At 69.5% G+C, this 20,094-nt stretch carries 19 protein-coding genes; 7 read left to right on the top strand and 12 right to left on the bottom strand.

Features of this window, described 5'->3' with window-relative positions; translation table 11 throughout:
* Positions 1 to 424 precede the first annotated feature (424 nt).
* The 3 genes from BM228_RS05550 to BM228_RS05540 all read left to right on the top strand — a co-directional run bounded on the left by BM228_RS05550 (position 425) and on the right by BM228_RS05540 (position 3,527).
* On the top strand, positions 425 to 1,279 hold the full coding sequence (locus tag BM228_RS05550) for a thermonuclease family protein (RefSeq protein ID WP_092038310.1): 855 nt from the start codon (positions 425 to 427) through the stop codon (positions 1,277 to 1,279).
* A 5-nt stretch (positions 1,280 to 1,284) separates the two neighbouring features.
* Positions 1,285 to 2,772 carry a M48 family metalloprotease gene (locus BM228_RS05545; protein WP_092037992.1) on the top strand — a complete coding sequence of 496 codons (1,488 nt, stop codon included), beginning with the start codon at positions 1,285 to 1,287 and terminating at the stop codon, positions 2,770 to 2,772.
* A 74-nt stretch (positions 2,773 to 2,846) separates the two neighbouring features.
* On the top strand, positions 2,847 to 3,527 hold the full coding sequence (locus BM228_RS05540) for a glutathione S-transferase family protein (RefSeq protein WP_092037991.1): 681 nt from the start codon (positions 2,847 to 2,849) through the stop codon (positions 3,525 to 3,527).
* Between the two features lie 12 nt (positions 3,528 to 3,539).
* On the opposite strand, the gene BM228_RS34510 is transcribed toward BM228_RS05540, so the two are convergent.
* The 7 genes from BM228_RS34510 to BM228_RS05510 all read right to left on the bottom strand — a co-directional run bounded on the left by BM228_RS34510 (position 3,540) and on the right by BM228_RS05510 (position 9,082).
* Positions 3,540 to 3,695, bottom strand: a complete 156-nt coding sequence (locus BM228_RS34510; RefSeq protein ID WP_167367665.1) for a hypothetical protein — start codon at positions 3,693 to 3,695, stop codon at positions 3,540 to 3,542.
* 83 nt (positions 3,696 to 3,778) lie between these two features.
* The gene (locus tag BM228_RS05535) at positions 3,779 to 4,216 is read right to left on the bottom strand and encodes an EamA family transporter (RefSeq protein ID WP_092037989.1); all 438 of its coding nucleotides are present in this window, start codon (positions 4,214 to 4,216) and stop codon (positions 3,779 to 3,781) included.
* Positions 4,217 to 4,244: 28 nt separating this feature from the next.
* Positions 4,245 to 4,703, bottom strand: a complete 459-nt coding sequence (locus tag BM228_RS05530) for a GNAT family N-acetyltransferase (RefSeq protein ID WP_244537028.1) — start codon at positions 4,701 to 4,703, stop codon at positions 4,245 to 4,247.
* 65 nt (positions 4,704 to 4,768) lie between these two features.
* Positions 4,769 to 5,050: a type II toxin-antitoxin system TacA family antitoxin gene (locus tag BM228_RS05525; RefSeq protein WP_208611990.1), complete on the bottom strand. Its 282-nt coding sequence runs from the start codon at positions 5,048 to 5,050 to the stop codon at positions 4,769 to 4,771.
* A 242-nt stretch (positions 5,051 to 5,292) separates the two neighbouring features.
* Positions 5,293 to 7,545 (bottom strand): xanthine dehydrogenase family protein molybdopterin-binding subunit, encoded by a 2,253-nt coding sequence (locus BM228_RS05520; RefSeq protein ID WP_092037985.1) that lies wholly within the window; start codon positions 7,543 to 7,545, stop codon positions 5,293 to 5,295.
* Between the two features lie 8 nt (positions 7,546 to 7,553).
* Complete coding sequence (locus BM228_RS05515) at positions 7,554 to 8,561, bottom strand: FAD binding domain-containing protein (RefSeq protein ID WP_092037983.1); 1,008 nt, start codon at positions 8,559 to 8,561, stop codon at positions 7,554 to 7,556.
* The gene (locus tag BM228_RS05510; protein ID WP_092037982.1) at positions 8,558 to 9,082 is read right to left on the bottom strand and encodes a (2Fe-2S)-binding protein; all 525 of its coding nucleotides are present in this window, start codon (positions 9,080 to 9,082) and stop codon (positions 8,558 to 8,560) included. Before BM228_RS05510 ends, BM228_RS05515 begins: the two co-directional genes overlap by 4 nt.
* Before the next feature lie 237 nt (positions 9,083 to 9,319).
* Between BM228_RS05510 and BM228_RS05505 the strand changes: the two genes are divergently transcribed.
* Positions 9,320 to 10,705, top strand: a complete 1,386-nt coding sequence (locus tag BM228_RS05505) for a M20/M25/M40 family metallo-hydrolase (protein WP_092037980.1) — start codon at positions 9,320 to 9,322, stop codon at positions 10,703 to 10,705.
* A gap of 2 nt (positions 10,706 to 10,707) precedes the next feature.
* Here the strand turns inward: BM228_RS05505 and BM228_RS05500 are convergent, their stop codons facing one another.
* Positions 10,708 to 11,406, bottom strand: a complete 699-nt coding sequence (locus tag BM228_RS05500; protein ID WP_092037978.1) for a nucleotide-binding protein — start codon at positions 11,404 to 11,406, stop codon at positions 10,708 to 10,710.
* 665 nt (positions 11,407 to 12,071) lie between these two features.
* Between BM228_RS05500 and BM228_RS05495 the strand changes: the two genes are divergently transcribed.
* The 3 genes from BM228_RS05495 (at position 12,072) to BM228_RS05485 (ending at position 16,092) form a co-directional block, all read left to right on the top strand.
* Positions 12,072 to 13,241: an L-dopachrome tautomerase-related protein gene (locus BM228_RS05495; protein ID WP_092037976.1), complete on the top strand. Its 1,170-nt coding sequence runs from the start codon at positions 12,072 to 12,074 to the stop codon at positions 13,239 to 13,241.
* A gap of 80 nt (positions 13,242 to 13,321) precedes the next feature.
* Complete coding sequence (locus BM228_RS05490) at positions 13,322 to 13,762, top strand: MEKHLA domain-containing protein (protein WP_167367664.1); 441 nt, start codon at positions 13,322 to 13,324, stop codon at positions 13,760 to 13,762.
* A gap of 377 nt (positions 13,763 to 14,139) precedes the next feature.
* Positions 14,140 to 16,092, top strand: coding sequence for a YgiQ family radical SAM protein (locus tag BM228_RS05485; protein WP_425284912.1), 1,953 nt, complete (start codon positions 14,140 to 14,142; stop codon positions 16,090 to 16,092).
* A gap of 81 nt (positions 16,093 to 16,173) precedes the next feature.
* Here BM228_RS05485 and BM228_RS05480 read toward each other — a convergent pair whose 3' ends face one another.
* Genes BM228_RS05480 through BM228_RS05465 form a run of 4 tightly spaced genes read right to left on the bottom strand, consistent with a single transcriptional unit; the run spans position 16,174 to position 20,090 of the window.
* A complete protein-coding gene (locus BM228_RS05480; protein WP_092037972.1) occupies positions 16,174 to 17,154 on the bottom strand; it encodes an ABC transporter ATP-binding protein in 981 nt (326 codons plus the stop codon).
* Positions 17,151 to 18,131 carry an ABC transporter ATP-binding protein gene (locus tag BM228_RS05475; protein WP_092037970.1) on the bottom strand — a complete coding sequence of 327 codons (981 nt, stop codon included), beginning with the start codon at positions 18,129 to 18,131 and terminating at the stop codon, positions 17,151 to 17,153. The genes BM228_RS05480 and BM228_RS05475 overlap by 4 nt, the downstream gene beginning before the upstream one ends.
* Positions 18,128 to 19,099, bottom strand: a complete 972-nt coding sequence (locus tag BM228_RS05470; RefSeq protein ID WP_092037968.1) for an ABC transporter permease — start codon at positions 19,097 to 19,099, stop codon at positions 18,128 to 18,130. The genes BM228_RS05475 and BM228_RS05470 overlap by 4 nt, the downstream gene beginning before the upstream one ends.
* 10 nt (positions 19,100 to 19,109) lie before the next feature.
* Entirely contained in the window at positions 19,110 to 20,090 is a 981-nt protein-coding gene (locus tag BM228_RS05465; RefSeq protein ID WP_092037967.1) for an ABC transporter permease, read from the bottom strand.
* Positions 20,091 to 20,094: the final 4 nt, after the last annotated feature.

Genomic DNA, 20,094 nt, shown 5'->3' with positions numbered 1-20,094 from the left:
TCCCCGGCAGGGCTCGAACCTGCGACCCCAGGTTTCATACCACTTCGGCTTTCGCCGCCGCGTCCCTTGCGGGCCGCGTTCGTGGCCTGGACTATCCCTTCACCCTGGGTCGTGCTCGCGCCCGACCGGTAGGTGCCGCCCGTCTAGTCTCTACACCTTCCCGTCGACGCAGGCGCGCCGCGCGGGCTTGGCTCGGGATCGGCAGGGCGCCGATGCATCGGCGCCGGGAGCTTTCCCCGACTTTGAGCGGATCCGCCGCGCGGTTTCCCGGCGCGACGCCCAATTGTAACCGTTTAGGAAACCTGTGCTCTGTCCAGCTGAGCTACGGAGACGACCGCGATTCCCATAGCATCAAGACCCGGACAGGCCAACCGCGCGGTGTGCGCGAAGCCGTTCCGGAGCATGATCGCTCGAGATGCTTGTCATGATCCGGACAGACGGCGAGCCGGCGGAATGGCGACGGTACTGGGCGGCCCGCACGACGGCGGCCCTGGTGCTGATAACCCTCGGCGCGGCCGCCCCGGCCCGCGCCGATCCGGCTGCCGCCGCGTGCAGGCCTGGGCCGGCCCGCACCGAGATCCTTGAAGGGATCGGGCTACGCGGCGAGATCCGCCTCGCCTCCGGCGCTCGCGCCGTGCTCGATTCTCTGCGCTGGCCGGATGCTCCGGAGACCGCCGAGGCGGCGCGCGCCTGGCTCGATGCCCGGCGGGGCGACAGCCTCGTCGTTGTCCCGCATGGGCCACCCGACCGCTGGGACCGGGAGCACGCCGACATCCAGGTGGCGGACACCGATATCGACCTCGCCGGCGGCCTGATCGGGGCCGGGCTCGCCTTCGCGGACGCGAACGAACGTGATTCGCTCTGCCGCCCGGGCCTGCGTACGGTGGAAGACGCCGCCCGGGCGAAGCGGCTCGGCCTGTGGCGCGAGTCCGTGCTCCAGGCCAGTGACGGCCCGGCGTTGCGGGCGCGGGAGGGACGCTTCGTCGTGGTGGAGGGCCGCATCCGCCATGTCGGCGAGCGCAGCGCCCGCACCTATCTCGATTTCGTGGCCCGCGGCGAGGACGGGCTCACGGTCACGGTATCGAAACGCACTTGGCGAATGGTGCGCGCCCGTGGTTTGAGTGCGGCTTCGCTCGAAGGGCGGCGTGTGCGGGTCCGCGGCATCTTGGAGGTCTGGCGCGGCCCGACCCTGGAGGCCAACGCCGACGGGGTCGAGATCCTGGGCGAGCCGGATCGGCGCGAGGCCGGGCCGACGGGGGAACGGGAGCTGCGGCGCTGATCGCGATGGGCGGGATCACGGAGCGATTTCGGGTGGTGAGGCGGCGTTTGCGCGGTATGGCATCGGCCTGGGCCGGGGCGAGCCTCCTGGCCATCGGCCTCGGCGCCTGCGTGGCCGACCAAGCTGCCGGCCCGGTAACGCCGGCCGTGGTCCGGGTGCCGGCCGAGGCGCCGCGCACCACTGGGCGCGAGCGCGCCGCCGATGCCGACCACCTTAAGCTGGTGGCCTCCTTCGGGGGCGAGGCGCGCGCGCCCAACGTGATGCGGCTGCTCACGGAGGTGACGGACCGGCTGGTGAAGGCCAGCGAGCGGCCGGACCAGGCCTACGCGGTGACGCTGCTCGACTCCCCCGTGGTCAACGCCTTCGCGCTGCCGAACGGGCGGCTCTACGTCACCCGCGGGCTGGTGGCACTGGCAAGCGACACCTCCGAAGTGGCTGCCGTGCTCGCCCACGAGATGGCGCACGTCACCCTCAACCACGCCACCGCCCGCAGCGAATTGGAGCTGCGCTCGGCCCTGGTCAGCCGGGTCGTGGCCGACGTGCTGAACGATCCCGATACCGGCGCGCAGCTGCAGCACCAGTCGCGGTTCGCGCTCGCCCGGTTCTCCCGCGAGCAGGAGCTGGAGGCGGACGCCACCGGGGTCCGCACCCTCGCCAAGGCCGGCTACGATCCCTTCGCGGCCGGCCGCTTCCTCACCGCGCTCAACCGCTCCACCAACCTGAAGACCGGCAGCGGCGGCACCGGCGAGCCCGACATGCTGGCGACCCATCCGGGCACCGCCGAGCGCATCACCCAGGTCACCCGGGCGGCGCGCCGGATCGGGGCGCCGGGGATCGGCGCCGACGACCGGGCGCAGTATCTCGCCGCGGTGGACGGCCTGCCCTACGGCGACAACCCGCGGGACGGCGCGGTGCGCGGCCACCGCTTCGTCCATCCCGGGCTCGGCATCGCCTTCGACGTGCCGCCTGGGTTCGTCCTGGAGAACACCCGCTCGGCCGTGCTCGGCACCACGCCGGACGGCAACCGGCGTCTGCTGTTCGACCAGATCGAGGCCAAGGACGGCCAGCCCCTCGACGTGGCGCTGAAGGGCAGCTGGAACGACGCCCTCGACCCGGCCGGGTTCGAGACTCGGGAGGTCGAGGGCCACCCGGCGGCCTTCGCGCTGTCGCGCGGCAAGGACTGGACCTTCCGCCTCGCGGCGATCCGGGTCGATGACACCACCTTCCGGATGATCATGGCCGCCAAGGGCGCCACCGATCCCGACCCGGCCTTCCGCCCCTGGGTCGCGAGCCTGCGGGCGATCACCCCCGAGGAGGCGGTGCTGCGGCCCCTGCGTCTGCAGGTGGTCCAGGCCGGCTCGACCAGCGCCGAGGAGCTAGCCCGCCGCATGGCGGTGCCGGACCGGGCGCTCGACCGGTTCCTCGTGCTCAACGGCCTGGAGCGCGGCGCCGCCCTGGTGCCGGGCCGCAGCTACAAAATCGTGGTGGAATAGCCGCCCCGCACCGGCGCGGCTTGTACAAGGCCGGCCCCGGGACGACCGTCCGAGGGCCGTTCAGGGAGCGCGCCGTGATTCGATTCTTCTACAATCTCAGCCCCAACCCGATGAAGGTCGCCCTCTGCCTGGAGGAGATGGGCTTGTCCTACGAGCCGGTGCCGGTGGACACGCGCAAGGGCGAGCAGTTCGATCCCGCCTACACGGCGCTCAATCCGAACGGGAAGGTGCCGACCATCGTCGACGACGACGTGACGGTGTTCGATTCGAACGCGATCCTGCTCTACCTCGCGGGCAAGACCGGCCTGTTCCTGCCCGAGGGCGAGCCGGTGCGGGGCGAGATGCTGTCCTGGCTGATGTTCGTGGCCACCGGCATCGGGCCGTTCTCCGGCCAAGGCGTCCATTTCCGCCACTTCGCCCGCGACGGCGGCGCCTACGCCACCGAGCGCTACGCCTTCGAGGCGCGCCGCCACTGGGACATCCTGAACCAGCGGCTCGCGGACCGGCCTTATGTGCTGGGCGAGACCTACACGATCGTCGATATCGCGGTGTGGGGCTGGGCCCGGATGGTGCCGTTCGCCCTCGGCGAGGATGCCTTCGCGAGCCTGCCGCACGTCAAGCGCCACCTCGACGCAATCAACGCCCGCCCGGCCGCCCAGGCCGCCGAGGCACTGAAGGGCCGCCACGCCTTCAAGGCCGAGATGGACGAGGAGGCGCGCGGCTTCATGTTCCGCGCGACGCGGCGCGGCGCGTAACAGCGCCGGGGTTCAGGGCCCGGCGAGCGTCACCGAGAGCATCGGCAGGGTGACGGCGAGCCCGTCGCCCGACACTCGCGGGGTGCCGAGCGTCAGGCAGGCGCCGAGCCCGAGACAGAGAGCGAGACCGAGCAGCGAGGTCTCGAAGCCGCGATAGACCGCTTCCATGGAAGGTCTCCTTCGCAAGAGACCCGCAGGATGCGCCCGATCGGTAAACGGATCGGTGCGCCGGCGCTCATCGCGCGCGACGATCACCAGCCGGAGGCGACCAGGGCGGCCCCGGCGGCGATCAGCGCGACGCCGGCCCAGGCGGCCAGACTCAGGGTTTCGCCGAGCAGGCTGGTCCCCAGGAGCGCGACCAGCACGACGCTGAGCTTGTCCAGCGGTGCGACCCGGGCGGCATCCCCCAGCGACAGCGCCCGGAAATAGCACAGCCAGGACGCCCCGGTGGCGAGCCCCGACAGGACCAGGAAGACCAGGCTGCGGCCGGAGATCTGCACGAGGCCCCCGGTCTGGCCGGAGCCGACAACGATCGCTCCCGCGAAGGCGACGATCACCAGGGTGCGCACGAAGGTCGCGACATCCGACTGCACGCCCGTGACCCCGACCTTGGCGAGGATCGCGGTGAGTGCCGCGAAGCCGGCGGCGGCGAGCGCCCAGAAGCGCCAGGATTGCAGGAGGTGGCTCAAAGAGTTCTCGCGCAGGAAGGCAGGGATCCTAATCCTCGCCGAAGGCCGCGACCACAGTCTCGATCGGCAGGAACAAGGTCCGGCTGTCGGCCGGATACGCGATGAACTCCGCGCAGCGCAGATAGAAGCGCTTGGCCGCCTCGTCCTTGGCGTGGACCATAACGGCGCCGATTCCGATGCTGCGTGAGGCCAGGGCGATCCGTCTCAGCGCGTCCGCCAGCAGATCGGCGCCGAGTCCTCGGCCCGCATGGTCGCGGCTGACCGCCAGCCGTCCGATCACCGACACTGGAATCACATCGGGAGCATTGCGACGGAGCCTGCCCGGCGCCGCTCCCCGCTCCACCGAGCCCGCCGCGATGCCGACATAGGCGACCACCCGTTTGCCCCGGCAGACGACATAGGTGCGGGAAAATCGACTCTCGTTCTTCAGGGCTCGATGGCGCAGCCATTCGTTCAGCGCCGGCTCGCCGCAATCGAAGGCCGACACGTCATGATCCGCCGTCAGTGGCTCGGGAGGCGACAGGGCCGGTTCGGCAGCCCTCGAAATGTCCGTCACCGCCGCCAGGCCGGAACCCGCCGCATCAGCGCCATGAGCTTTGGTCCCGGCGGGGGCGGGTCGTCGAGAGCGTGCAGGAAGGCATCGTGACCCTCCGGATCGAGGGTGAATAGCCGCCGGTCCAGCAGCACGTCGACGGCCTGCCGCCGGGCACTCTCGATCATGAACTCGGTGCGGGTCTTCCCGAGGAGCGCTGCCGCGTCGTCGATGAGCTGGCGAGTCCCCGCTTCGATCCGCAGGTTGATGCTGCCCTTCGGCTCGCTCGAAGCCGTAGCCATGGGCAGATCATCGGAGGGTTCGGCGATGGTTGCGCGGACTTTCGGCATACGCGAAAGGTGCGAGCGCGTACCTACGTTGTCAATACGATGCAGAGATTGGGTAGGGCTGGCGCTCGCGTCGGCGACGCCAGGAATGCCGGGACGGAGTGCATAGCTTCAGGCATAGAGAAGGCCGGCAGCGCGCGCAGCCGGCCTCTTGGTTAAAAATCAGCCGATGTTTCACGGGAAACATCGGCCACCGGTCACAGCAACTTGTCGATCGTGATCGGCAGGTCGCGTACGCGCTTGCCGGTGGCGTGGAACACCGCGTTGGTGATCGCCGCCGCGGTGCCAACGATGCCGATCTCGCCCAGGCCCTTCACGCCCAGCGGGTTGGCCTTGTCCTCCTCGTCCACGAAGATCACGTCGATGTCGTAGATGTCGGCATGGACCGGCACGTGATACTCGCCGAGATTGTGGTTCATGAACCGGCCGAAGCGGTGGTCGAGCATCGACTCCTCTTCGAGCGCCGAGCCGATCCCCATCACCACGCCGCCCAAAATCTGGCTGCGCGCGGTCTTCGGGTTGAGGATCTTGCCGGCGGCGATCGCCGAGACCACCCGGGTGAGCCGGACCTGGCCCAGCTCCTCGTCAACCTTCACCTCTACGAAGATCGCCCCGTGGGTGTAGGCCTGGTAGGTCTCGTTGAAGTCCTTGTCGGGGCCGGCCTGCTCCACCGCCTCGACCTTGTCGACACCGGCGGCCCGCATCACTTCGACCATCGAGACGCTGCGGCTCGGATCTCCGGCCACCTCGATGCGGCCATCCGTGAAGACGGCGCGGTCGATGTCGACATTGGCCAGCGGCGAGTTTTCCAGGCCACGGGCCAGCTTGAACACCTGCTCGCCGACATTGCGACAGGCCTTCATCACGGCGGTGCCGGAGGAAGCCGCGGTCCAAGAGCCGCCCGCGACCGGCGCTTCGGGAAGACGCGTATCGCCGAGCTTGGTGGTGACGGATTCCATCGGCAGGCCGAGGGTGTCGGCGGCGATCTGGGTCAGGATCGTGTAGGTGCCGGTGCCGATATCGCCGGTGGAATTGCCCACCACGAGCCGGCCGTCGGCGGTGAGCGTCGCGATGGCGCTCGACTGCATCATCATCGATTCCCAGACGCCGGTGGCGACGCCCCAACCGACGAGTTCCCGGCCCTCGCGCATGGAGCGGGGCTCGGGGCTGCGCTTGGACCAGCCGAAGCGCTCGGCGCCCTGCGTGAAACAGGCCTTCAGCTCCTTGGAGCCGAACGGCTTGCCCTGGGCGGTGGCATCCGACTCCGCGTAGTTCTTCAGCCGCAGGGCGATCGGGTCCATCCCGGTCGCGTAGGCGAGCTCGTCCATCGCGGTCTCGATGGCGAAGACGCCGGTGACGGCGCCGGGGGCGCGCATGTCGCCCGGGGTGGCGGTGTCGAGCTTGGCGATCCGGTAGGTCAGGGCGACGTTATCGCAGCGGTAGAGCACCCCCGACCAGTTGACGATGACCTCCTGGTAATCCTCGTAATGGGAGGTGCCCTGCACGGCATCGTGCCGGAGCGCGGTCAGGGTGCCGTCCGCCTCGGCGCCGAGAGAGACCGTCTGCAACGCTTCGCCCCGGTAGGTGAAGGACCACATCTGGTCGCGGGTCAGGGTCACCCGGACCGAGCGCTTCAGCTCCTGGGCGGCCAGCATCGCTAGGAAGGCCTGGTATTGCGGGCGCAGGCCCGAGCCGAAGCCGCCGCCGAGATAGGGGTTGAGCACCCGCACCTGATCCGGCTTCAGGCCAAACACGTTGGCGAGATACTGGTGGCTGTTCGAGACGCCCTGGATCTTGTCGTAGACCGTGTAGGTCCCGTCTTCCTCGACCACCACCGTGGTGGCGTGAGGCTCCATCGGGTTGTGGTGCTCGTTCGCCAGCGTGTAGGCGCCCTGCACGCGGATCGGCGCGCTGCCGAAGGCCTGGTCGGCGTCACCCCACGGCTCCGGCGGCGGCTTGATGCCTTCGCGCTTGCCGGGCGGATCGTAGGCCTCGCCGCGCACGGCCCGCAGGTCGGTGGTGGGCTCCTGGGCCTCGTAGTGGACCTGGATCAACGAGGCGGCGTAGCGCGCCGTCTCGAAATCCTCGGCCACCACCAGGCCGACCGGCTGGCCGCTATAGACGATCAGGTCGTCATAGAGGGCGCGGAACGGCGAGCCGGGGGGCGCCACCGCGTCCTGAAAATTCTTGTCGCGCCACGCGGTGCGCGGCCGATTCTCGTGGGTGATCACCTTGAGGACGCCCGGCACCGCCTCGGCGGCAGCGGAGTCGATCGCCGCGATCCGCCCCTTGGCGATGGCGCTCGATACGACGTAGCCGTAGGCGAGATCGGGGGCAGCGAACTCGCCCGCGTATTTGGCCAGGCCGGTGACCTTGGCGGGTCCGTCGATGCGGCTGCGCGGGCTACCGACGAAAGTGTCGTGGCCGGTGGAGCTGAAGGTCTGGGTCATCGGGGTGCCTACTGGATGCGCTTGTCGCTGAGCGACTGGGGCGTGCCGGCAGCGGCCTGTTCGAGGCCGCGCACGATGGCGCGCCGGGCGAGGTCAATCTTGAAGCCGTTGGCCGATTGCGGCTTGGCCTCGGAGACGATGAGGTCGGCCGCCTGCTGGAAGCTCTCGCGGGTGGCGGGCTTGCCCTCCAGCAGCGCTTCGGCCTCACGGTTGCGCCAGGGCTTGTGGGCGACGCCGCCGAGCGCCAGGCGGGCGGTCTTGATCGTGTCGCCGTCGAGCTCGACGCCGGCCGCGACCGAGACCAGCGCGAAGGCGTAGGACAGCCGGTCGCGCAGCTTCAGGTAGGTGTAGTGCTGCGGGAACTTGCTCTCGGGCAGGTCCACCGAGACGATGATCTCGCCGGCGGCGAGGTTGGTGTCGATCTCAGGGCTATCCCCCGGCAGGCGGTGGAAATCCGCGAAGGGAATCGTGCGCTCGCCCTGCGGCCCGCTCACCCGGACCGTCGCTTCGAGCGCCGCCAGAGCGACGCACATGTCGGACGGGTGGGTGGCGATGCAGCTCTCACTCGCCCCGAAGATCGCGTGGATGCGGTTGACGCCGCCGATCGCCGGGCAGCCGGTGCCGGGCTCGCGCTTGTTGCAGGGCGTGGCCGTGTCGTAAAAATAGTAGCAGCGGGTCCGCTGCAGCAGGTTGCCGCCCGTGGAGGCGGCGTTGCGCAGCTGCGCCGAGGCACCGGCCAGGATGGCGTTGCGCAGCAGCGGGTATTGCGCGGCGACGCGCTCGTCGTAGGCGACCTTGGCGTTGGTCGCGAGCGCCCCGAGCCGCAGGCCGCTTTCATGCGCCTCGATGCCGTCGAGGGGCAGGCGGGTGATGTCGATCAGCCGGCCGGGCTTCTCGACCTCGTATTTCATCAGGTCGATCAAGTTGGTGCCGCCCGCGATGAAGCGCGCGCCCGCCCCGTAGGCCTGGACCGCTTCCGCCACCGTGCCGGCGCGGACATAATCGAAGCGGTTCATCGAGCGGCTCCCTGCATCACGTCCTCGATGGCGTCGACGATGTTGGTGTAGGCGCCGCAGCGGCAGAGGTTGCCGCTCATCGCCTCGCGGATTTCTTCCCGCGTCGTCGCGTGACCTTCGTTCATCAGGCCGACCGAGGAGCAGAGCTGGCCCGGGGTGCAGTAGCCGCACTGGAAGGCGTCGTGCTCGATGAACGCTTCCTGGATCGGGTGGAGGGCGTTGCTGCCCGCGCGATCACCGAGGCCGGCAAGGCCCTCGACCGTGGTGATCTCAGCGCCGTCCTTCATCACCGCCAGCGTCAGGCAGGCATTCACCCGGATGCCGTTGACCAGCACCGTGCAGGCGCCGCACTGGCCGTGGTCGCAGCCCTTCTTGGTGCCGGTGAGGTCGAGTTTTTCGCGCAGGAGATCGAGCAGAGTGGTCCAGGGCGTGACCTGGAGCTCGCGGCGCTGCCCGTTGATCGTCAGGGTGATGGCGAGGCCGGTATCGGCCCGCACTGGCGGACTGTGTTCGAGGAGCATGGACTGGTCCAAGGTCTGGGGCCGCCACGAATCCGGGCGGGGAACGGATCGGTCTGGGTGCGGCGACGGAGCGACGGGCGCGTCAGCCAGACGGTTCTGTCGATAACCGTTCCAATCTGCGCCTGTTCCGAGGGCGATCGGTCTCAGGGTCAGGCGCGACGGCCGTTGCCGCGCCCACCTCGCCTCGGGTAACCCTGTCGCCTCGATAAAGAATCCCGCCGCATCCCGGAGCCCCCGATGGCCGCGCTCGACGCGATCCTTAACGACATCGACACGGATCTGGAGAACGCCCTGGAGCGGCTGTTCGCCTTCCTGCGGATCCCGTCGATCTCGACCGAACCCGCCCATGCCGGCGATTGCCGGGCCGCCGCCGCGTGGCTCGCCCAGGACCTCACGGCGCTCGGCTTCGAGACCTCCGTGGAGGACACCTCGCTGCACCCGGTGGTGCTCGCGACCAAGCCGAAGCCCGGCGCCCCGCACGTCCTGTTCTACGGGCATTACGACGTGCAGCCGGTCGACCCGCTCGATCTCTGGACGACGCCGCCCTTCGAGCCGCGCATCGCGTCGGATGCGGAGGGCCGCAAGACCATCGTCGGGCGCGGATCGTCCGACGACAAGGGTCAGGTCATGACCTTCGTGGAGGCGTGCCGGGCCCATATCGCCATGAGCGGCGAGCTGCCCTGCGGCGTGACCATCCTGATCGAGGGAGCAGAAGAAAGCGGCTCGCAAGGGCTTCCCGAATGGGTCGCGGCCAACCGCGACCGCCTCGGCTGCGACGTGGTGCTCGTGTGCGACACCGGCATGTGGGACCGGCGCACGCCCGCCATCACGTCCTCACTGCGCGGGCTCGCCTATTTCGAGGTGAAGGTCACCTGCGCCGACCGCGACCTGCATTCGGGCTTCTTCGGCGGCGCCGCCCGCAACCCGATCCACGTGCTCGCCAAGATCATCGCCGACCTGCACGACGCAGACGGGCGGGTGACGATCCCGGGCTTCTACGACGGCGTGCACGAGCGCCCGCCCGAGGTGCTGGAGCAGTGGCGCGGCCTGGGCCTGACGCCTGAGACCCTGCTCGGGCCGATCGGCCTCAAGGAGCCGGCCGGCGAGCGCGGGCGGATGCCGATCGAGCTGGTGCAGTCGCGCCCGTCCTGCGACGCCAACGGCATCATCGGCGGCTATACCGGCGAGGGCACCAAGACGGTGATCGCCTCCACGGCCTCGGCCAAGATTTCGTTCCGGCTCGTGGACGACCAAGACCCGCAGGTTCTGGCCGAACGGTTCGAGGCCTTCGTGCGCGAACGGGTGCCGGCGGACTGCAAAGTCGACGTCATCACCTACAAGGGTTCGCGGGCGATCAGCCTGCCCTTCGACATGCCGCAGCTCGGGGCCGCCAAGGCGGCGCTCGCGGAGGAATGGGGCGTGCCGGCCGTGACCGTGGGCGCCGGCGGCTCGATCCCGATCGTCGGCGATTTCAAGCGGCTCCTGAACCGCGACACGCTGCTGATCGGCTTCGGCCTGGACGACGACCGGATCCACTCGCCCAACGAGAAGTACGACCTGACGAGCTTCCACAAGGGCACGCGCTCCTGGGCGCGGATCCTGGCGGCCCTCGGCCAGGGCTGATCTCAGCCCGTCGTCACCGGCATCTTCGCGTCGATCCAGGCCCACAGGGCCCGGATCTCCTCGGCGGCCGGGCTCGCGGGCGCGTATTCGGTGACGCCGAGCCCCACCGCCAGGGCGTCCTGGTGATCGACCCGGTGATTGATGCCCGGCTCGGCCAGCACCCCGAGCGCTCGCAACTGCGCGGCATAGGCGCTGGTACGCGGCGAGGGCAGCGGCGGACACTGGTTCAGCACCAGGGCGAACCGGCCGCGCAGGCCGAGACCGATCAGGGCCTGGAGGGTCGGGCGCGCCGCCACGATGTCGAGGCGCGAGGGCCGCACCGGCATCAGCACAAAATCCGCCTCCTTCAGGGTCGGCGCCAGCCCGGCCGAGCTGCCGGCGGTGTCGAGGACGACCAGGGTCGTGCCCTGCTGGGCGAGGATGTCCAGGATCTCCGGGAGCTGGCCGATCTCCCAAGGCTGGAGCCGGTCGATCGCCACGGTGTCGGTCTCGCGCGTCGCGGCCCAGCCGGCCAGGGAGCCCTGCGGGTCGAGATCGAGGGCGGTCACGCGCTCGCCGGCCTCCGCCGCCGCGACGGCGAGCGAGGCCGCCAGCGTGGTCTTGCCGGTGCCGCCCTTCTGGACCGCCACCGCGAGGACCCGCGGCCGGGCGCTCCGTGGCGGCGCGACCTCCGGCTCATGTCCGGATCCTTGGGGATCCATGCCTCTCCTACCTGTCGATCTCGAGCCCGATCCCCGCACGCGTCGCAGCGCCAGAAGACGGCCGTCCATTCCCGTGTTGAGCGTGAATCCCAGCGCGCGGCCGCCGCACCGGCGACCGTAGCGAGCTACCATGACGATGCGATCATGAACACCGGAGCCGGAACACGGCATATCCGGACCCGATCCCGACCCTACGAAGACGCGCCAAGGTATTTCCGGCGGCAATCGGCCCGCGGTCCCACGCTGGTCTGTTGAAAAACTTTTGCCGCGCGACCGGATACTCCGCAACCGATCGATGTCGTTACTGATACTAAACCGGCCTTAGCGCGAGACAGACAAGAATGTCAAGAATTTTATCAATAGATAAATATAGATGTTAAATCGATAATTATCTTATATTTGATCGCAAAAAACTCACCTCGATATCGACACGCGCACATATATGAAACGAAGCGAAGATGTCTGCCATTTGATACGCCGGATCACAAATCCGATCAGTCCTACGGATCCGTGATCGCCCGCCTGCGCCGCGATCCGAGGCGGGATCACCCGCCCCCCGCCGCGCGTTGGGCCGGTATTCCCGACCCTGCGGGCCCGGGAGGCCCCTCGACCTGCCGGAACGGCTGAGGCGGGCCGCCGACCCGCCATGCCCCCACAGGATCCCCATGCCCCTCGACCGCCGCCGCCTGATCGGATCGGGCCTCGTCGCCCTCGCGGCCGGACCGGCGAAAGCCGCGCCGCCCTCCCACCGTGAGCCCCCGACCAGCCGCCCCGCCGGGGTGCTGGAGCTGGCACGAGGCGCCGACGCCCCGTCCACGCCCACTGGGCTGGCGATCGCTCGGGGCGGCCGGATGTTCGTGATGATGCCGCGCTTCACCGGCTCGGAGCCGGTGACTTTGGGCGAGGTGCTGCCCGACGGTTCGGTGAAACCCTACCCGGACGCCCGGACCAATAAGCCGGACCCGAAGGACCCACAGGCGACCCTGTTCCACGTCCCCAACGGCGTGTTCGACCGCAACGACACGTTCTGGATCCTCGATTCCGGTTTGCCCGAGGGCAAAGGCAAGCCGGTGCCGGGGGCCGCCAAGCTCGTGGAGATCGACATCACCCAGGACAAGATCCGCCGGGTGATCCCGCTCGACGCGGGCGTCGTCGAACATTCCTCCCTGAACGACCTGCGGATCGACGTGCGCGACGACCGGGCACTCGCCTACATCACCGACCAGGGCCAGGGCGGCCAGGGGGCGATTCTGGCGGTGGACCTCGCCAGCGGGCGGGTGACCCGGCGCCTGGCCGACCACCACAGCACCGCCACCGAGGAGGGCGTGGTCAAGTTCGTGGAGCTGCGGCCGGTGATGGAGCAGAAGGGCGATGCTCCGGCCAAGCACCCGAAGGGCGGCGCCAACGGCATCGCGATCAGCCCGGACGGACGCCGCCTGTACTACGCGCCGCTGATGAGTCGACGCCTCTACGCGGTGGAGACCGCGGCGCTCCTCGACTCGAAGGTCTCGGATGAAGATCTGGCCGCCAAGGTCCAGGATCTCGGCGAGAAGGGCATGACCGGCGGCCTGACCACGGATTCGCAGGACCGGATCTATCTCAGCCTGCAGGAGCACAACGCGGTGGGCCGGCGCTGGCCGGACGGCACCGTGGAGGTGCTGGCCGCCGACGACCGCCTGGTTTGGGCCGACACGTTCTGGATCACCCCGGACCGCTGGCTCTACATCTCGGGCGCCCAGGTGAATCGCCGGCCGGAATACAATCGCGGCCAGGACCTGCAGCAGCGGCCCTACGCGATCCTGCGGATGCGCATCGACGCGGATCCGGTGCTGTAGGGTGAAGTTCGGCACGCCGCGATCGGCGCGGGACCAGGTATGCGCTGCTCTCCTTGAGCTTCAGCTTCCGGACCGCCGTGATGGACCTCTCGCACGATCCCGACTTCTTCGCCGTCCTCACCGGCAGCTACCGGCGGCGCCTCGGCGCGGCTTTGGTGCCGGAGGGGGCGGATGCGGCTTGGCTCTACGCGCAGGCGCCCTTCGTGGTGCTGGCCCATGACGGCGGTGCCGACCCGCGCTTCGTCTACGCCAACCGGGCCGCACAGGCCTGCTTCGGCTACGACCGGGACGAGTTGATCGGCCTGCCGTCGCGACTCTCGGCCGAGGCTCCCGAGCGCGCCGAGCGGCAGCGCCTCCTCGACGCCGTCGCCCGGGACGGGTTCACCCGCGGCTACCGGGGCCTGCGGATCGCCAAGGGAGGCCGCCGCTTCTGGATCGAGCAGGCGGTGGTCTGGCAGCTCGACCGCGACGGCGTGACGGTGGGCCAGGCGGCGACCTTTTCCGAGTGGCGCGACGCCTGAGAAGATTGCACGTCGCCTCTCGCGGGGCGGGGCATTCGCGCGCCGCCCTCCGCTTGCGGCCCTACCTTACCGTTCGAGCGTCCGTCCCGATATCCATGAGCGGATGTCGAAGAGACACCGCCCCAGGACAAAAGCTGGCCGGCAGAGACAGACTTGCGTCCCGGCGCGGGCCCGATTGCCGTTTCCTGCGCAGATCGAAAGCAAGTCTCGGGCGCGTCGAAAAGGTCGCGGCTCCCGACACCCGCGCTCTTCGTTGAGCTCGCGGCCTTGGCGGTCTATGCACCCACCCCATGGACCTCCAAACTTCTGCGAGCCAATCCCTGGCGACGCTCGGCTGCAAGGTGCCGCTTCTCAGGAAGGCGGCGCCGTTCCTGCCCATGAGCCGCGCCGAGATGGACGCGCTCGGGTGGGATTCCTGCGACATCGTCCTGGTGACGGGCGACGCCTATGTCGATCATCCGAGCTTCGGCATGGCCATCATCGGCCGGCTGCTCGAAGCGCAGGGATTCCGGGTCGGCATCATCGCGCAGCCCGATTGGCAATCGGCGGAGCCGTTCAAGGCGTTGGGCCGGCCGACGCTGTTCTTCGGCGTCACCGGCGGCAATCTCGATTCGATGGTGAACCGCTACACGGCGGACCGTCGCCTCCGCCATGACGACGCCTATACGGCGGGCGGAGAAGGCGGCCGGCGCCCGGACCGCTCGACCATCGTCTACACGCAGCGCTGCCGCGAGGCCTACAAAGACGTGCCGATCATCCTCGGCGGCATCGAGGCGTCGCTGCGGCGCATCGCCCACTACGATTACTGGTCCGACAAGGTGCGCCGCTCGATCCTGGCGGATGCGAAGGCCGATCTGCTGATCTACGGCAATGCCGAGCGCGCCGTCGTCGAGGTGGCGAACCGCCTTGCGGCCGGCGAGACGCCGCAAGACCTCGACTCCGTCCGGGGCGTCGCCCTGTTCCGCCGCGTGCCCGCGCATTACACCGAGCTGCCCGCCGACGATCTCGATTCGACCGACGAGGCCGCCGCCCGTCGCCCCGGCGAGACCGTGATCCGGCTCCCCGCCTACGAGCAGGTCAAGGACGACAAGGAGGCCTATGCCCGCGCCTCGCGGGTGCTGCACCGGGAGGCCAACCCCGGCAACGCCCGCCCCCTCGTCCAGCGCCACGGTGACCGCGACCTGTGGCTGAACCCGCCGCCGATCCCGCTCTCCAGCGAGGAGATGGATGCGGTCTACGACCTGCCCTACGCCCGCGCGCCTCATCCGTCCTACGGCGACGCGAAGATCCCCGCCTGGGACATGATCAAGTTCTCGGTGACGATCATGCGCGGCTGCTTCGGCGGCTGCACCTTCTGCTCCATCACCGAGCACGAAGGCCGCGTCATCCAGAACCGCTCGGAAGGCTCGATCCTGCGCGAGATCGAGAAGATCCGCGACAAGACGCCGGGCTTCACGGGCGTGATCTCGGATGTCGGCGGGCCGACGGCGAACATGTACCGGATGGCGTGCAAGGACCCGAAGATCGAGGCAGCCTGCCGCCTGCCGTCCTGCGTCTTTCCGGACATCTGCCCGAACCTGAACACCTCGCACGACGACCTGATCCGGCTCTATCGCAAGGTCCGGGAGGTGAAGGGCGTCAAGAAGGTGATGGTCGCCTCCGGGGTGCGCTACGACCTCGCGGTCCGGAGCCCCGAATACGTCCAGGAACTCGTGACCCATCACGTCGGCGGCCGTCTCAAGATCGCGCCCGAGCACACCGAGCGCGGCCCCCTCGACCTGATGATGAAGCCGGGCATCGGCACGTATGACCGCTTCAAGGAGATGTTCGACGCCGCCGCCAAGCAAGCCGGCAAGAAATACTACCTGATCCCGTATTTCATCGCGGCGCATCCGGGCACGACCGACGAGGACATGATGAACCTCGCTCTCTGGCTCAAGAAGAACGACTATCGCGCCGATCAGGTCCAGACGTTCCTGCCCTCGCCCATGGCGACCGCCACGACCATGTATCACACCGAGATCAACCCGTTGCAGGGCGTCCGGCGCGGCGGCAGCGAGCCGGTCGACGCGATCAAGGGGATGCGGCAGCGCCGGCTGCACAAGGCGTTCCTGCGCTACCACGACCCCGAGAACTGGCCCCTGCTGCGCGAGGCGCTGCGAGCGATGGGCCGCGCGGATCTCATCGGGCCGAGGCCGGACCAGCTCGTGCCGCTCTCGCAGCCGCCGGGAACGGGCGCCGGTGCGAGCAAGGCGGGCGGCCAGTCGCGCCCCATGCGCCATCCGGGCGCGCCGCGTTTCACCACGAAGGGCGTGCCGCTGAGGAAGTGACGGCCGCGCGTGCGCCTGGCAACCGAATGATGTTTCCAGGGCGGCAGCAAGCCTTCGATCCGGCCTGCATCGTCCCGGAAATCAGGCCCGCCCCTCCTGCACCGCGTGGCAGGCGACGCCGTCGAGCAGAGCCGGGATCTCGGTGCGGCAGCGGTCGTTGGCGAGCGGGCAGCGCGGGTTGAAGGTGCAGCCGGGGGGCGGGTCGATCGGGTTCGGGATCTCCCCGGAGACCGGCACCCGAGCGCGGCCGACATGGGCGAGGTCGGGCACCGCGTCGAGCAGCATCCGCGTGTAGGGGTGGCGGGGCCTCGCGAACAGATCCTTTGCGGCCGCGACCTCCACAAGCCGGCCGAGATACATCACCCCTACCCGGGTCGCCATGTGGCGGACCACGGCGAGGTTGTGGGAGATGAACAGGTAGGTCAGACCCAGCCGGTCCTGCAGGTCGCGCATCAGATTGAGGATCTGCGCCTGCACCGAGACGTCCAGCGCCGAGGTCGGCTCGTCGCCGACCAGGAACTCCGCCTGGCTGGCCAGCGCCCGGGCGATGGCGACCCGCTGCCGCTGGCCGCCGGAGAATTCGTGCGGGTACTTCTTGGAGTCGTCCGGGTGGAGGCCGACCAGGCCGAGCAACTCGCCGACCCGGGCGCGGATCGCCCCCTCCCCCTGGATCAGGTTGAACGCCCGGATCGGCTCCGCGATGATCTTGCCCACGCGCCAGCGCGGGTTCATCGACGCGTAGGGGTCCTGAAAGATCATCTGGATGCGCGAGCGCAGGCGCCGCCTTGCGGCCGCCTCCCGGGGATCGGTCATCGAGATGCCGGTGATCAGAACCTCGCCGGCCGAGGGCGGCAGCAGGCCGACCACCATCCGGGCCACCGTGGACTTGCCGGAGCCGGATTCGCCCACGATCGCGAAGGTCTCGCCCTTGGCGATGGTGAAGCCGACCCGGTCCACCGCGGTGAGGAACCGGCGGGGCTCGCGCTCGATCACCCGGTTCAGCCAGGGTTTTGAGACATCGAACAGGCGGCGTAGGTCGGTGACCTCGACATAGGCGCTCACGCCGCCTTCTCCGTGACGTCGTAGAGGTGGCAGGCGACGCGGCTCGCGCCCACGAGGATCGGCTCGGGCCGCTCGATGCGGCAGCGGGCAAAAACCTTCGGGCAGCGCGGGTTGAAGGCGCAGCCCTTCGGGATGGCGGTGAGCCGGGGCATCGAGCCGGGGATCTGGCTGAGCCGGTCGGCCTCCTGCGACAGGGTCGGGATCGCGCCCATCAGGCCGACCGCGTAGGGGTGATGCGGCTCACGCACCACGGCGGCGACGGGGCCGATCTCGGCGACCCGCCCGGCATACATGACCGCGACCCGGTCGGCGGCCTCGGCGATCACGCCCATGTCGTGGGTCACCAGCATCACCGCGGTGCCGTGCTCGCGGCAGAGGCGCTTGAGCAGGGTGATGATCTGGGCCTGGACCGAGACGTCCAGCGCCGTGGTCGGCTCGTCGGCGATGATCAGCTCCGGCTCGGCGGCCAACGCAAGGGCGATCACCACGCGCTGGCGCATGCCGCCGGAGAATTCGTGCGGATAGCCGTCGATCCGCCGCTCGGGGGCCGGGATGCCAACCTCGGCGAGCAGGTCGATCGCCCGGGTGCGGGCCGCCTTGGCCGAGAGCTTGGTATGGGCGCGCAGGGTCTCGACGATCTGGTCACCGACCCGGAACAGCGGGTCCAGGGAGGTCAGCGGGTCCTGGAAGATCATGCCGATCCGCTTGCCCCGCACCCGCCGCATCGCCTCGGGAGACAGGTTGTCGATGCGCTCGCCGCGCAGATGGATGGCGCCGCCCGCGATGCGGCCGGGGCGGTCGATCAGCCCGATCACCGCCGAGCCGGTGACCGACTTGCCGGCCCCGGACTCGCCGACGACCCCCAGGATCTCGCCCCGGCCGATGTCGAACGAGACCCGGTCGATGGCGGTGAGCGGCCCGCGGCGCGTGTCGAAGGCGACCGTGAGGTCGCGCACGGAGAGGATGGTTTCGCTCATTGCAGCTTTGGATTGAGGGCGTCGCGCAGCCAATCCCCCAGGAGGTTGATGGCGATGACGAGACCGGCCAGCGCGAGGCCTGGGAAGGCGACGATCCACCACTCGCCGGAGAACAGGAACCGGTTGCCGGTGCGGATCAGGGTGCCGAGCGACGGCATGGTCTCGGGCAGGCCGGTGCCGAGGAACGACAGGGTCGCCTCGGTGATGATCGCCAGCGCCAGGTTGATCGTCGCGATGACGAAGACCGGGCCGGTGACGTTCGGCAGCACGTGGCGCACCAGGATCACCGGGGGCGTCAGGCCGATCAGCCGGGCCGCCTGAACGTAGTCCTTGCCCTTCTCGACCATCACGGAGGAGCGGACCGTGCGGGCGTACTGGACCCAGAAGGACAGGCCGATCGAGATCACGATCAGCCCGATCAGCGGCCCGACATCGAGGGCGCCGCCAAAACTCGCCCGGGCGACGCCGTCCACCACCAGGGCGATCAGGATCGCCGGGAAGGTGAGCTGCACGTCGGCGACGCGCATGATCAGCGTGTCGAGAGCCCCGCCCGCGTAGCCGGCAACCAATCCCAGGGCGATGCCGAGGACGCCTGAGGTGATCACCCCAAGCACCCCAACGATCAGCGACAGGCGCAGGCCGTAGAGCACCGCCGAGAGCACGTCCCGACCCTGGTCGTCGGTGCCGAGATAGAACGGCGCCTGCCCGTCCGCCTGCCAGATGGGCGGCAGGTTGGAGTTGATCAGGTCGAGCTGGGCCGGGTCGTAGGGGTTCTGGGGCGAGATTAGGGGGGCTGCGACCGCGAGCCCGACCATCAGGACCGTGGCCAGAAGCGCCGCCATCGCGGTCTTCGAGCCCAAAAAACTCGCCAGCAGGTCGGAGTCGCGCCAGCGCGCGAGCCGGCCGGGCGACGCCACCTGCAGCGGGACCGGCGGGGCGTCGCCGACGTCGATATCGCGTCCGCTCATCGGCTCACCCTTACGCGGTCCGGGGGGACGAGAGCCGCAGGCGCGGATCGACCACGGTGTAGAGGATGTCGACCACGAGATTGATGGTCACGAAGATCAGCGCGACGAGCAGCAGGTAGGCGGACATGATCGGGATATCGACGTTCTGCACGGCCTGGACGAACAGCAGGCCCATGCCGGGCCACTGGAACACCGTCTCGGTGATGATCGAGAAGGCGATGACCGAGCCGAGTTGGAGCCCGGCGATGGTGATCACCGGCACGAGGGTGTTCTTGAGGGCGTGGCGCAGGTGGACGGCGCGGGTGGAGAGGCCCCGCGCCCGGGCGAAGCGGATGTAGTCGGTGCGCAGCACCTCCAGCATCTCGGCGCGGACCAGCCGCATGATCAGCGTCATCTGGAACAGGCCGAGCGTGATGGAGGGCAGGATCAGCGCCTTCAGGCCGGACCAGGTGAGGAAGCCGGTGGTCCACCAGCCGAGCCGCACCGTGTCGCCGCGCCCGTAGGACGGCAGCCAGCCCAGCGTCACCGAGAACAGGTAGATCAGCAGGATGCCGATCAGGAAGGTCGGCAGGCTGATGCCGATGAGCGAGACCGCCTGGAACAGCCCGGCGAGCCAGGAATCCCGGCGCAGCGCGCAGAAGACCCCCATCAACACGCCGACCACCAGGGCGAAGACCGTGGCGCAGAAGGCGAGCTCCAGGGTCGCCGGCATGCGCTCGGCCAGGAGCTGCGAGACCGGCTGGCGGAACTGGTACGAGATCCCGAGCCGGCCCCGCACCACGTCGCCGGCATAGCGGGCGAACTGGACCAGCACCGGATCGTCGAGGCCGAGGCTCTTGCGGATCTCGGCCCGCTCGGAGGCGGGGGTGTCGGGCCCGACGATCTGGTTCACGGGGTCGCCCGCGAACCGGAACATCGAGAACGCGATGAGCCCAACGACCGCGAGCACCGCGGCCGCCTGGATCACCCGGCGCAGCAGGAAGGCGAGCACGCCC

Source organism: Methylobacterium pseudosasicola (assembly GCF_900114535.1).
Lineage (GTDB): Bacteria > Pseudomonadota > Alphaproteobacteria > Rhizobiales > Beijerinckiaceae > Methylobacterium > Methylobacterium pseudosasicola.
This window is presented reverse-complemented; position numbering and strand designations above follow the sequence as displayed.